Raw genomic sequence first — 12,631 nt, forward strand, 5'->3', positions numbered from 1 at the left:
GCCGCTTCCATGAATTGCCGTCCTACCGTCCTACCGTATTGCCATCTCTGCCGCTGTTTTCGCCACGCACCCCGCGTATTGTTCGCCGACGGCCGTGACGAGAAACCGGCGCGACGATTCCCCCGTGGGTTCGCAGCGGATTTCGACCCGCTCGCGCGGGAGGCACGATTCGACGCGGTCGGCCCATTCCACGAACGTCAGCCCGACCCCCTCGAAGTACTCCTCGGGTCCGAGCTCGAGAAACTCGTCCTCGTCGCGCAGTCGGTAGGCGTCGAAGTGGTACGCCGGCATTCGGCCCGGGTATTCGTTGACCAGCACGAACGTCGGGCTGGTCACGTCCTCGGCGGGAACCCCCAGCGCGGTTGCGATCCCTTGGACCAGCCGCGTCTTGCCGGCGCCAAGGGCGCCAATCAGCGCGACGACCGTTCCCGGCGGGAGCGCCGCGGCCAAGGCCGCTCCGAGCCGATCAGTCTCGGCTTCGCCGACGGATTCGAAGAGGAACTGATTCATAGGAGACTAATGCGAGTTGCGGGACGACGATTGTCGGGGCTGTTAGGTTGCGGGCGGCGGTTCGTCAGCGTGCAGGTAGCCGGTCGGGGCAAGCGGTTGCAACGCTTCGCCGCCAGCGGGTTGCCAGAGACCCGGTGCTGCGATGCACCAGCCGACGCGGGTCACGGGGATCCCGAGCGGTTGCTCGCGGAGCAATCGCTCGGCCTCGACGGCAGGGGCGGTCACCAGCAATTCAAAATCTTCGCCGTCCCCCAGCGCATGGTCCAGCGGCATTCGACCGGATCGGGACGCGAGCTCATGCGCGGCCGGGGCGATCGGTACGGCGGCGGGGTCGATCACGAGGCCGCAACCGCTGGCCGCGGCCAGTCGCGACGCGTCGAGCGCCAATCCGTCGCTGACGTCCATGCCGGCGGTCAGTTCGAAACGCTCGCGCAGCAGGAGCGCTTCGCGAACGCGTGGTTCCACGTCGAGATGCCGGCCGAGGAGGCTCCCCCCCAGGGCCCCGGTGACGAGCACCTGATCCCCGGGTCGGGCCCCGCTGCGGAGCAAGGCTCCGCCCGGGCCGACGCGTCCGAGGGCCGTGACGCTAATCGCCAGCGGTCCGTCCCACGTGTTCGTGTCGCCGCCGGCGATGACGCATGCGTGCTGCTCGGCCAACGGCAACATTCCGCGGTAGATCGCCTCGGCCAATTCCCGCGTCGACCGTCCCCCTGCCCCGCGGCGCGGCAAGACCAGCGACACGAGCGCCGCCACCGGCTCGGCGGCCATCGCGGCGAGATCGCTGAGATTGACCCCCAGGGCCTTGCGACCCACCCTTACGGGGTCGACTTCCTCGAGCAAAAAGTCGACTTGATCGGTGATTGCGTCGGTGGTCGCCACGAGATCGCCTTCCGGCGGCCAAGCCAAAACGGCCGCATCGTCCCCGGGGCCGATCCGCAGCAGCGGACTCGGCGGCAGGTTTGCGACAAGCCACTCGACGAATTCGCGTTCCATCGGACGTGTGATGTTTGGGGCGAGTGGCGGCGGGCGGGAGCCGTGGGGCGAACACGGCGTGCTGCCAAGTTCTCTATCCTACCAGGGCGACGCATCTCGGCGACCCCGTGCTTTGACCTGCTTGCATGAACGACTCGGCCGCACTACCGTGACGACCAACGGAGATCGGCGCCGGGCGTCCGGCCGCCGGGTTTCTCAGCTTTGCCGCGACCAGGGAGTTGCCGCCGTGCTGGTTGTCACCCGAAAAGTTGGCGAAGGACTCGTCATCGGCGATTCGGTCTCCGTCACGGTGCTCAAAATCACCGCGGCAGGCGTGCGCTTGGGGATCGAAGCGTCGCCGGAAACGCCCATCATGCGCGAGGAGCTGGCCGAGGAACTCCGGCTTTCCGACGAGCAGCGGCTTGCCGACGAGCAGCGGCTAACCGACTCGCAGCCTTGACCCGACCGCAGCCATAGCAGGCCAGAGCGTTTACTTGACGAACGCTTGGTCGTCCTTGTGAACTGCCCGCGGGGTGACGACCAGTTCGTAGCGTACGTCGACAATGTCGGGGCCGCGAACCGAATCGAGCGGCCCGATCTCGGCGATGCACTTTTCCAGTCGAGCCAGCTTGGCGGCAAAGTCGGGCTCGCCGTCCAGGGGGGCGCCGGGAGCGGTTCCCCAATTGACGCGTGTGCCGCCGCGCGTGACCAGCCGGTACAGAAACGCGCTGTGGTTGCCGCGGGTTTCGGGACGAACCGAGGGGACAATCTCCATCAGGCAGAGTCGCTCCCAGTCGCCGGCGAGCATCAACGCCAGCTTCAGTCCGCCGGCGACGCGCGGGTCGTCCCACCGCTGGCCGACGGGGGGCTGCCCGACGATGCCGCTCAGTCGCGGCAAGTAGCGGAGGCGAATTTCGGCGACGTCGTGCATCGGCAAGTGGATGCCGTTGCGATCGATCGGCAAGAACCGCACCCCGGCGGGAGCCGCGAACTCGATCACCGCGACCGGTTCACGATACTCGACGGTCAGATGAACTGCCGGCGGGTAGGACTTTTCGACCGAGTCGATCTTGGCGATCCAGGGGCTAAGGGCGAAGGCGTCGCGAATCGTGCGGAGGAAATGGTCGTCGGCGACCGACAGCCGGCGATCAAGCCCGGCATTGCGGATGACTTCGGTCCGGACGTCGCCGACCAACCAATCGGGGCCGGGGGAGAGCGTGATTCGCTCGGCGGGCAGCAAGTAGCGGTCGCGGTGGACGACGCTCGGGGCGACGCGGTTCCACAGGGCCGAGGACCCGGCCATCAGCGCGGCGCCGACGGCCATGACGATCGCGGCGCGGGCGCGGTTCGAGAGCCGCGGCCTGAGGCCGGCGGCGGTCGCCGGCGCGGCGGACGTCGACTTCTTGCTCGCGGCGGGGCGCGGCTTGTCGCGGGTGACGATGGTGGCCATGTCAACGCCTCCGTGCGTTGCCAGTGTGAGGCGCTAATCTTCGCTTACCAGATCTCCAGTTCCGTCTCGAGCTCGACGCCCAGACGTTCGGCGACGCGGCTGCGGATCAGGTCGATCAATCGCAGGACGTCCTGACTCGACGAGCCGGGGTCGGCCACGATGAAATTCGCGTGGCGGCTGCTGACTTCAACGCCGCCGACGCGCGTCCCCTTGAGCCCCGCCTGGTCGATGAGCATTCCGGCGCTCATGCCGCGGGGGTTCTTAAAGACGCAAGCCATCGCCTGATGCGAGAGGGGCTGAGACGCTTTCTTGATGATCCACTGCTTTTGCATCCGCTTGGTGAGCTGGACCGGGTCGTCCGGCTCCAACTGAAAATCGGCGGTCAGGATCACCAACTCGTCGAGGCTGCTTTGACGGTAAGCGAACACGAGATCCTCGCGCTCGCGGACGTGGATTTCGCCGGCGCGGGTGAGAACGCGGGCCTGACAGGACCATTGACCGATGTCGCCCCCCCGCGTGCCGCTGTTGCCATGGAGGGCCCCGCCGATGGTGCCGGGGATCCCCACCAGGGGCTCAAGCCCGCCGAGGCCGGCCCGGACCGTCTCGCTGATGGCGTGGGCCAGCTTGGCGCCGCCGCCGGCGGTCAGCCGACTGCCGGTGATGCGGATGCTGCAGAACTCGGCGGCGGTCAGTGACACGACCATCCCCGCGACTCCTTCGTCGCGGATGAGCAGGTTCGACCCCCCGCCCAGCAAGCGGATCGGGACGTCCTCGCTGCGACAACGGCGCACGAGCGCAGCGAGCTCGTCGAGCGTGTTGGGCTCGGCGTAGAACTCGGCAGGGCCTCCGACGCCCAACCATGTGCGGTCAGCCAGGGGGACCTGCTTCCGAACGATCTTTTCAAATCCGCTCACCAACGTCATTGCGGCACTATCCCCTCGATGAGAAGCGGCACTTATCGTGACTGTTTCCTCGCGAAGCGTCAATTCGGCAGGACCCAAATTCCCCAGTCCCCCGCAATCGACGGGATTCGGGCGGGCTGCGGGCGCTGTCGGCATTGTCGTCGGCGGGACCCCGGCGACGTGAGCGGGTTCGCTGTCGTGAGGTTCGTAGCGATCCGGAACTCCGGGGGCTCCCGCGGCACGCCGGATGCCCCGAGATTTTTCTCAAGTTTTGTTCAGCGGTCGCAAAGCCGTTCGATCCGGAGACGGAGCGCTTTCGCCCCGAAAGACAAGAGCGTGCCGCCGTGGGCGGCGTTACGTCACCTCGCCCCCGCGCTGGCGGACCGCCTCGAACAGCGCGACTGCTGCGGTGTTCGAGAGATTCAGGCTACGGACCGCCGACCGGATCGGGATCCGCAGACAACGCTCAGGCGCCCCGCTGCGGATCTCCTCCGGCAGGCCGGTCGACTCGCGGCCGAAGACCAGCACGTCCCCCTCTGCGATCCGAGCCTCGGCGAGGGGCCGCTCGCCGTGTTTCGTGAAATACCAGTGACGGGAGATCGGCAGCCGGGCGACAAGGGTCGGCCAATCGTCGACGACCTCCCATTCGAGAAACTGCCAGTAGTCGAGCCCGGCCCGGCGGAGGTAGTAGTCGTCGACCCGAAATCCCAGCGGCCGGACCAACCACAGCTTCGCTCCCACGGCGACGCACGTACGGCCGACGCTGCCGGTGTTGTAGGGAATTTCCGGCTGGTACAGGACCACATGCCACCGTGGCGAGTATTGGCCGCGATCGGCGACTTGCTCGTTGTTCACGCGGTTTTCCTCGGCAGAGTCCTGACGGTCGCGGGGGCGTAGCGCATAATGGGCGGCTCGCCCCTGGGCGCGAGTCGCCGACCCTTGTCCGCTTTTTTCCTTGGTTCGAGCTTTAACATCGATCATGCCTCTTGGATTTGCAATCATCGGCACGGGAATGATCAGCCGGTTTCACGCGCGAGCGCTGGCCGACGTCCGCGGGGCCAAACTGGCGGCCTGCTTTGACAAGAACGGCGAACGCGCAGCCGATTTCGCGAAAGAGGTCGGGTGCGCTCCGTACGACTCGCTGGAGGCGATGCTGGCCGACCCGAAGGTCGACGCCGTGACGATCGCCACGCCCAGCGGCGCCCACATGGAACCAGCCGTCGCCGCGGCCAGGGCGGGCAAGCACGTGCTCGTGGAGAAGCCGCTCGAAATCACGCTGAAGCGATGCGACGCCATCGTCAAAGCGTGCGATGAGGCCGGAGTCAAGTTGGCGACGATCTTCCCGTCGCGGTTTCACGACTCGGCTAAGCTGCTGAAAAAGGCGATCGACGGCAAGCGATTCGGTCGCGTCACCCTGGGCGACGCCTACGTCAAGTGGTTCCGTACGCAACAGTATTACGACAGCGGCGCTTGGCGGGGCACGTGGAAGCTGGACGGCGGCGGGGCGCTGATGAACCAGGCGGTTCACACAGTCGATCTTTTGCTGTGGCTGATGGGACCCGCGATCGAGGTGCAGGCTTACACGGCCACGCTCGCCCACGAGCGGATCGAAGTCGAGGACACCGCGACCGCCGTCGTGCGGTTCGCCAACGGCGCCCTCGGAGTGATCGAGGCCTCGACGGCGACCTACCCGGGCTATCTCAAACGGATCGAGATTCACGGCGACCAAGGGACCGCTGTGCTGGAAGAGGAGGATGTCGTGCGGTGGGACTTTGCCAAGAAGACCCGGGGCGACGACGCCGTTCACGCCCAAATGGCGAGCCGCAAGAGCACCGGCGGCGGGGCGGCCGACCCGGCGGCGATCGGCCACCACGCTCACGCGATGCAGATGCAGAACTTCGTCGACGCGATTCGTAAGGGGACGGAACCGGCCGTCGGGGGCGCGGCCGGGCGAATTCCGGTCGAGTTGATCCTGGCGATCTACAAGTCGGCTCGCTCGGGCAAGGCGGTCAATCTGCCGCTGACGAGCGACCCCAAGCTCGCCTGAGCCGCAGCCGCCCGGCGGGAATCGCCGCGGAAACCGGCCTTTCCCCGACGCGGCGATTTTCGCGACAATCCCGGTCGCTCGAATCCGTGGGCCGCTGGGAGTTGCGGACTGTGTCGCTGGGGAAAACGGTTCTCGATTACGCCGCGTATCTGGCGGTGCGCAGCGCGGTGTGCGTGCTGCAGGCCGTGCCGATCGAGGCCTGCCAGCGGCTGGCCCGCCACGGGGCATGGCTGCTGTGGCACGTCATGCGGCTGCGACGTACCGTCGTCGAGGAGAACCTTGCGATCGCCTTCCCCGCAGCGAATTCCGTCCAGCGGACGGCCATTGCGCTGGGAATGTGGGAGCATCTGTTGGTGATGCTCGCCGAGATCGCCCATGCCCCCCGCAAGCTTCACCGCACGAATTGGCGCGACTACTCGCGAATCCCCGATCTGGCGATCATGGCCCGCCGGATGCTCGACCGCCGGCCGCTGGTGATTCTCTCCGGGCACTTGGGCAATTTCGAGATGGGGGGCTATCTGCTCGGCCTCCACGGGTTTCCGACCCACACAATCGCTCGGCCGATCGACAACCCCTTCGTCGACCGCTGGATCAACAGCTTCCGCGGGGCCACGGGACAGTACATGTTGCAAAAAGCCGGCAGCGGCCAGCGGATCGCCGAGTTGCTGACCGCCGGGGAAACGCTCGCGCTGTTGGGGGATCAACACGCCGGCGACGGGGCTTCGTGGGTCGAATTCTTCGGCCGCCCGGCCTCGACCCACAAGGCTGTGGCCCTGTTCACCCTGGGGAGCGAGGCTCCCACGGCCGTCTGTGCGGCGCTCCGCACGGGGCGCCCGTTGTGCTTCGAGCTGGCGGTCGCCGACTTGGTCGATCCTGCCGCCCCGGCGTTCTCGCACCGCGGCGTGCCCGAGATGCTCAGGTGGTACTCGGCTGGGTTGGAGCGGCTGATCCGCCGCGCTCCCGACCAGTACTGGTGGGTACATCGACGGTGGAAAGGGACTCCGCCTGCAAGACGCCGGCGTCAGGCAGAGCCGGTCGCAGCCTGACTGCGCGTCTCGCTTGCCACGCGCTGCAATTGTATGCGATAATCGCGGGTTCACGCCGGGCCGAGCCGGCCCAGAGACGCTTCGCGCGTTGCCGCGCGGAGTCCCGCCGATAGGATAGAATCAGAGGCGACTCTTGAAGTCGCTGCGCACGCTGTCTAGGCCACGGTTGTGTTTCAACTCCGACCCTTTCGCAATACCGACCCGCCGCACCTCGCGGAGATTTGGCGCAGCCAACCGCCGCAGCGGGGAATTTTGCAGCAGGTGTCGGCGCCGATCCTGGAGTTCGGCGTCTTCTCGAAGATGCACTTCGATCGCAACGGCCTGATCGTCGCCACGCAGGACGGTCGGCCGCGCGGATTCGTGCACGCCGGCTTCGGGCCCAACGAGTCGGGGACGGCGCTCGATACGAGTCTCGGCACGACGCATATGCTCATGCTCCACGGCGGGTCGCAGGACGATGCGCTCGCCGGCGCGTTGCTCAGCGCCAGCGAAGAGTATCTCCGCGGTCGCGGGGCGACGGTGCTGTACGCGGGGGGCATTCAGCCCCTGAATTCGTTCTATCTGGGACTGTACGGCGGCAGCGAAATTCCCGGCGTGCTGCGCAGCGACGCGATGCTGCAGCGCGCCGCGCTCGCGAGAGGCTATCGCGAGGCAGGCCAAGTCCGCATCTTGCAGTGCGATCTTGTGCGCTTCCGGCCTCCTGTCTCGCGCGAGTTGCGGGCTCTCAAGAGGACGACCGAGTTCATCGAGGTGCTTGACCCCCGCGCGCGCAACTGGTGGGAGGCCTGCGTGTGGGGCTGCCTGCAGCGCGACCGGTTCCAACTCATCGATCGGTATCGGCACACGCCGATCGCGACCGCCACGTTCTGGGACGTGCAGCCGATGTCGGCCGGCTGGGGAATGTGCACGGCGGGGTTGTTCGAACTGTACGTCGAACCGACCCACCGACGTCAGGGAGCGGCCACGTACCTGCTGAGCGAGGCTTTGCGCGTGCTGCGCCGCCGCGGCGTGGCGATCGTCGAGGCCCAGACGATGGCCACGAATGAAGCGGCCTTGGCCTTCTACGACGCCTTGGGCTTCACTTGCGTCGATGAAGGGGCGGTGTTTCGGCAAGGCGGACCGGCGGCAAACGGCGTTCATCATTGAGTTGCGTCGGCGTGTTTGAGGCGCGGCATGCCGATTCGCCCCGCGATTTCCCGCAGTGGCAAGGGGCCGTGCGGGGAATTATCCTATTCCGATGAGGGAGCACTCTCGCCTCCCTCGCCGGTTCCCATTCCTGAGCGCGGTTGTGTTCGCCCCAGTTCTTGTGCGGCATCGATGACTCCTTGGCATATTGATTGGCGGCTGTGGAGACGGTTGGCGTCGGCCGGGGCTTTGTGCTTAGCGGCGATTCAGGGGCGTGCGTCCGCCGAATTGGCGCTGGATTTCTCCCCCCGCGAGCCCAGTCAACTCGGCGCGTTTCAAATCGTCATCAATGCCGGGGCGACGCTGGCGGAGAATCTCCCGGCCCTGCAGGCTTTCCAGCGGGCTGCGGCGCGCTGGGAGGCGTTGATCTCAGATCCGATCGTCGTGACGATCGATGCGGATCTCGGATCGCTTGGAGCCGGCGTGCTGGGATCTGCCAGCGCCGTGCGATTGTTCGCCCCGTTCGCCACGATTCGCAATGCGATGGTCGCCGACGCCGCCGATGAACCGGACGACGCCGTCGTCGCGGCATTGCCGACGACGCCGAGCTTTACGTTGCCGGACGGATTCGCGACCGACGGCAATCTGCAGCTCACGAAGGCGAACGCCAAAGCCCTCAACTTTGTCGGGTTGGACCAGACCTTTGGCGTTTCAGACGGGTCGATCGAGTTCAACCTCGATTTTAGCTTTGACTACGACAACAGCGACGGCGTCGCCCCGGGGTTTTTTGATTTCGAGTCGGTCGCCGCGCACGAAATCGGACATATCTTGGGCTTCTTCTCCGACGTCGACTTCATCGACGTCGTGATGAGTCTCGGCGGCACGTCCTCGGAAGTGCGGCCGACGACGGTCGACATGTTTCGGTTCGCCGACGGCGGTTCCGACGACCCCGAGACGGTCGCCGAGTTCTCGTCGAATCCCCGATCGCTCGTCCCGGGCGTCAGCGCCGTGTTTGATCAAATCCTCGGCGCCGACGGCGCGCTCGCCGAGATCCCGATGGCGACCGGGCTGACCCAAGGCGACGGGCGGCAAGCGAGCCATTGGAAAGACAATCTCGGGCTTGGGTTGCTGGGTCCCTCGCTGGCGCCCGGTCAGATCGTCGGCATCTCCGCCAACGACGCTCGGGCGCTCGATCTCATCGGATACGAGATCTCGTTTTCGGTCGTCGCGATCCCGGAAGCTCGAGCCTATCTCATGGCGGCCGGCGTCGCAGGTCTTGTCGGAATGAGTCATGTCGGCGGCATTTTCCGGCGAAGACGCGGCACAAACGAGACCTTATGAGACGGCTGAGAGGCGCCGAGATCGGCAGCCGCTACGGAGCCACCTCGAGCAGCATCTCGCGCACGAAGACTTTGCCGGCATGCTGATTGACCTATTGGCTGCGATTTCTGCTACAATTACGGGCTAGCTTTTGCGTCAGTCTCGCGCGACGCCCGGGCAAGCTTGCCGGCGTCGCGCGCTCGTCGCCCATTCTCGCATTGCCCCTTTCTCTCGCCGGCAGGAGGAATTGCCATGGCCACGGTCGCCGAACCTAAGAAGTCCGCCAAGGTGCCCCGTCCGCAGATTCGTCAGACCCAGTGCTTCATCGGCGGCAAGTGGGTCCCCGCGGCCAGCGGCAAGACGTTCGAGACGATCCACCCGGCGACCGAAGAGGTCATCGCCCAGGTGGCCGAGGGGGACAAGGCCGACATCGACGCCGCGGTCGACGCGGCCCGCGCCCAGTTCGACGGGGGAGAATGGTCGAAGATGCCGGCCCATGACCGGGCGCATCTGATGTACAAGCTGGCCGACCTCGTCGAGCAAGAGGCCGAAGAACTGGCCGCGCTCGAGACGTTCGACAACGGCAAGCCGATTCGCGACTCCCGCGCCGCCGACATTCCGCTGGTCATCCAGTGCTTGCGCTACTACGCAGGTTGGGCAGACAAGATCCACGGCGCCACGATCCCCGTGGACAACGACCTGTTCGTCTACACGAAGCGCGAGCCGGTGGGGGTCGTCGGGCAGATCATTCCATGGAATTTCCCCGCGCTGATGGTCGCGTGGAAGTGGGGCCCGGCGCTGGCCGCGGGTTGCACGATCGTCATGAAGCCGGCCGAGCAGACGCCGCTGACCTGCCTGCGGCTGGCTCGGCTCGCCCAGAAGGCGGGCATCCCCGACGGAGTCATCAACGTCGTGCCGGGCTTCGGTCCCACGGCTGGGGCCGCGCTGGTCGAGCACCCGGGGGTCGACAAGATCGCCTTCACCGGCGAGGGGACGACCGCCAAGATCATCCAACGGGCCGCCGCCGATACGGTCAAGCGGCTCACCTTCGAACTGGGGGGCAAGAGCCCCAATATCATCTTCGCGGACGCCGATCTTGACCAAGCGATCGACGGGTCGCACTTCGGCCTCTATTTCAACCAAGGGCAATGCTGTTGCGCCGGCAGCCGGCTGTACGTCCAGGCCAAGGCCTATGACGAGGTGTGCGATCGGCTCGCTTCGCTCAACAAGAGCCGCAAAGTCGGCGACCCGTTCGACCCCGCAACCGAGCAGGGCCCGCAGGTCGATCAGGCCCAGTTCGACAAGATCCTGAAGTACGTTGAGTTCGGCAAACAGGACGGCGCCAAACTGGTCACCGGCGGCAAGCGGTCCGGCAACGAAGGATACTTCGTCGAGCCGACCCTGTTCGCCGGGGTGACCGACGAGATGCGGATTGCACGCGAGGAGATCTTCGGCCCCGTGCTCAGCGTGCTGAAATTCGACGACGTCCAGGAGATCGCCCGCCGAGCGAACGACAGCGACTTCGGCCTCGCCGCGGCCGTTTGGACGCGCGACGTGTCGAAGGCCCACCGATTGGCCAGCCATCTGCGGGCCGGCACCGTGTGGGTCAACTGCTACAACGTGTTCGACTCGGCGGCCCCGTTCGGAGGCTTCAAGCACAGCGGCATCGGTCGCGAGTTGGGCGAAGAAGGCCTGCGGGCGTACACCGAGTCGAAGACGGTGACGATGAAGCTGGGATAACGACTTGTCCTCGTCGATTACTTGGCCGGTTGTTCCGCTTTGGGCGTTGCGAGCGGTATCAGCTTGACGACGGTTCCGACTCGTTGCAAGCGGACGCCGGCGCGACGGAAAAATCGTCGGTCAATGTCGTCGAGCGTTCCGGCCTTGATGCGAGGACGGAAGACAGAGTCAAAATCGGCGCCGCCCGCGCGCAACTCCGATTCGTCGACTTGCAACTCATAGCCAACGGCGACAAGAGCTTGTCGGAGGCAGTCGATCGCTTGTCCAAGCGTGACGTCTCCCTCCATGGCCAAGCGAAATTGCTTCAATGGGATCGCTTGCGACTCTGGGGGCACTGCCGTCAGGCGGTTACTCAATTCGGCGATCCGGCCTCGGGCGTGAGCAATCGCCTGAGGATCAACCGCTTGGCGCCGGTACTCGTTCCATAGACGAATCGCGTGCTGGGCCGAGCGGGCTTGCGTTCGACGAGCAGCGGGACGCCCGTCGAACGCAAGCCGGTCGTACCCCTCGGCTTGATGCTTCAGCCATTTGGCCTCTTCGGCCTGCCGTATTGCTTCCCAAGGGCGGTCGGCGCGACTCGCCAGTTCGGAAAGGATTATCTCGGCAGTCGTCGCCGCCGGAACGTCGGGCCAGCGCTCGACGATGGCGCGGAGTTCCAGCGTTGCTGCGTCGATCGATGCGGGGGCGGAATCTGCAATCAGCCGCTTTGCATCGTCGAGTCGCCTCGCGGCCCATTCATCGCGTGAGGGCGCGTCGGCAATGCGAAGCGAGAGAGAATTGGCAGCGGTCTCGCGTCGACGACCGGCGTCGTCATCGAGCCAACTCAGCGCGTCGCTTACGACATCCGGCGGCGGCATTCGATGAGCCAGCCCTCTGACGAGCGTCGACTCCGTTCGAACTCCGGTGACTTCCCAGAGAGGCGCATAGAGGTCTTCAATGGCCGGCGCCTGAGGATCGCGGGCGCCGCAGACGACGGCAATGCTCAAGCGGCGGGCGACGCGAGTTCGTTGAGCCGGGGATACGGGAGGGGTTGCGGCGTTTCCCAAGCATACGACCCCGCCGAAGTATTCGGGCAGCGCGAACGCGATCAGGCAGGCTACGTGAGCGCCTCCGGAGAAACCAGCAAGATAAGTCCTGTCGGGATCGATGCGGTATCGGGATCGCAGATCTTCGAGTACGGCAAGCGTTGCCTGCACCCGACGCGGAATTGGTCGTCCGTTCCCTTGCTCCAGAAGTCCTGCGTAGATGGCTTCGCGCTCGAGGCAAAACGGCTTGCAGAATTCCCAGCCGACGGCGCGGTCGTCGGGTGAAACGAAGACGACCAAGGGCCGTAATTCTGCATCGCCTTGCTGCGGACCGTAAAACTCGTAAGTCGGATTTCGTCCAACCGTCGCCTTGAGCAACGCTTCCGGCGTCTCGACAGGAGATCGGCCGATCAGCGGGAAGGCCCAGTCGAGTTGCACAGGGCCAGACGCCTGAAGAGTCGGCAACCTGTCGTCGCCTTGAGCGGCGGCGCCAC

The 12,631-nt window shown here is 66.0% G+C and carries 12 protein-coding genes; 6 read left to right on the top strand and 6 right to left on the bottom strand.

The window, feature by feature from the left end:
• Window positions 1–30 precede the first annotated feature (30 nt).
• Together tsaE and KF688_15115 are read right to left on the bottom strand one after the other, a co-directional pair.
• Window positions 31–510 carry a tRNA (adenosine(37)-N6)-threonylcarbamoyltransferase complex ATPase subunit type 1 TsaE gene (gene tsaE / locus KF688_15110; GenBank protein MBX3427005.1) on the bottom strand — a complete coding sequence of 160 codons (480 nt, stop codon included), beginning with the start codon at window positions 508–510 and terminating at the stop codon, window positions 31–33.
• 42 nt (window positions 511–552) lie between these two features.
• Window positions 553–1,503 carry a thiamine-monophosphate kinase gene (locus KF688_15115; protein MBX3427006.1) on the bottom strand — a complete coding sequence of 317 codons (951 nt, stop codon included), beginning with the start codon at window positions 1,501–1,503 and terminating at the stop codon, window positions 553–555.
• 226 nt (window positions 1,504–1,729) lie between these two features.
• On the opposite strand from KF688_15115, the gene KF688_15120 reads away from it, so the two are divergent.
• Entirely contained in the window at window positions 1,730–1,942 is a 213-nt protein-coding gene (locus KF688_15120; GenBank protein ID MBX3427007.1) for a carbon storage regulator, read from the top strand.
• 30 nt (window positions 1,943–1,972) lie between these two features.
• Here KF688_15120 and KF688_15125 read toward each other — a convergent pair whose 3' ends face one another.
• From KF688_15125 to KF688_15135, 3 genes are all read right to left on the bottom strand, one after another.
• Window positions 1,973–2,932 carry a hypothetical protein gene (locus tag KF688_15125; GenBank protein MBX3427008.1) on the bottom strand — a complete coding sequence of 320 codons (960 nt, stop codon included), beginning with the start codon at window positions 2,930–2,932 and terminating at the stop codon, window positions 1,973–1,975.
• A gap of 44 nt (window positions 2,933–2,976) precedes the next feature.
• Window positions 2,977–3,855 carry a UDP-N-acetylmuramate dehydrogenase gene (gene murB, locus KF688_15130; protein ID MBX3427009.1) on the bottom strand — a complete coding sequence of 293 codons (879 nt, stop codon included), beginning with the start codon at window positions 3,853–3,855 and terminating at the stop codon, window positions 2,977–2,979.
• Between the two features lie 333 nt (window positions 3,856–4,188).
• Entirely contained in the window at window positions 4,189–4,815 is a 627-nt protein-coding gene (locus tag KF688_15135; GenBank protein ID MBX3427010.1) for a tRNA (cytidine(34)-2'-O)-methyltransferase, read from the bottom strand.
• On the opposite strand from KF688_15135, the gene KF688_15140 reads away from it, so the two are divergent.
• From KF688_15140 to KF688_15160, 5 genes are all read left to right on the top strand, one after another.
• A complete protein-coding gene (locus tag KF688_15140) occupies window positions 4,814–5,881 on the top strand; it encodes a Gfo/Idh/MocA family oxidoreductase (protein MBX3427011.1) in 1,068 nt (355 codons plus the stop codon). The two genes, KF688_15135 and KF688_15140, sit on opposite strands and share 2 nt — an antisense overlap.
• A 110-nt stretch (window positions 5,882–5,991) precedes the next feature.
• A complete protein-coding gene (locus tag KF688_15145) occupies window positions 5,992–6,927 on the top strand; it encodes a lysophospholipid acyltransferase family protein (protein MBX3427012.1) in 936 nt (311 codons plus the stop codon).
• Between the two features lie 168 nt (window positions 6,928–7,095).
• A complete protein-coding gene (locus tag KF688_15150) occupies window positions 7,096–8,073 on the top strand; it encodes a GNAT family N-acetyltransferase (GenBank protein ID MBX3427013.1) in 978 nt (325 codons plus the stop codon).
• Window positions 8,074–8,244: 171 nt separating this feature from the next.
• A complete protein-coding gene (locus KF688_15155) occupies window positions 8,245–9,393 on the top strand; it encodes an NF038122 family metalloprotease (GenBank protein MBX3427014.1) in 1,149 nt (382 codons plus the stop codon).
• A 231-nt stretch (window positions 9,394–9,624) separates the two neighbouring features.
• Window positions 9,625–11,112 carry an aldehyde dehydrogenase family protein gene (locus tag KF688_15160; protein ID MBX3427015.1) on the top strand — a complete coding sequence of 496 codons (1,488 nt, stop codon included), beginning with the start codon at window positions 9,625–9,627 and terminating at the stop codon, window positions 11,110–11,112.
• A 17-nt stretch (window positions 11,113–11,129) separates the two neighbouring features.
• On the opposite strand, the gene KF688_15165 is transcribed toward KF688_15160, so the two are convergent.
• Complete coding sequence (locus KF688_15165; GenBank protein MBX3427016.1) at window positions 11,130–12,575, bottom strand: hypothetical protein; 1,446 nt, start codon at window positions 12,573–12,575, stop codon at window positions 11,130–11,132.
• Window positions 12,576–12,631 lie beyond the last annotated feature (56 nt).

Source organism: Pirellulales bacterium, assembly GCA_019636345.1.
GTDB lineage: Bacteria > Planctomycetota > Planctomycetia > Pirellulales > Lacipirellulaceae.

What these genes read in the sequence shown, in the direction of transcription:
- tsaE (MBX3427005.1), bottom strand. Translation starts at nt 510, where the DNA reads ATGAATCAGTTCCTCTTCGAATCCGTCGGCGAAGCCGAGACTGATCGG.
- KF688_15115 (MBX3427006.1), bottom strand. Translation starts at nt 1,503, where the DNA reads ATGGAACGCGAATTCGTCGAGTGGCTTGTCGCAAACCTGCCGCCGAGT.
- KF688_15125 (MBX3427008.1), bottom strand. Translation starts at nt 2,932, where the DNA reads ATGGCCACCATCGTCACCCGCGACAAGCCGCGCCCCGCCGCGAGCAAG.
- murB (MBX3427009.1), bottom strand. Translation starts at nt 3,855, where the DNA reads ATGACGTTGGTGAGCGGATTTGAAAAGATCGTTCGGAAGCAGGTCCCC.
- KF688_15140 (MBX3427011.1), top strand. Translation starts at nt 4,814, where the DNA reads ATGCCTCTTGGATTTGCAATCATCGGCACGGGAATGATCAGCCGGTTT.
- KF688_15135 (MBX3427010.1), bottom strand. Translation starts at nt 4,815, where the DNA reads ATGATCGATGTTAAAGCTCGAACCAAGGAAAAAAGCGGACAAGGGTCG.
- KF688_15155 (MBX3427014.1), top strand. Translation starts at nt 8,245, where the DNA reads ATGACTCCTTGGCATATTGATTGGCGGCTGTGGAGACGGTTGGCGTCG.
- KF688_15160 (MBX3427015.1), top strand. Translation starts at nt 9,625, where the DNA reads ATGGCCACGGTCGCCGAACCTAAGAAGTCCGCCAAGGTGCCCCGTCCG.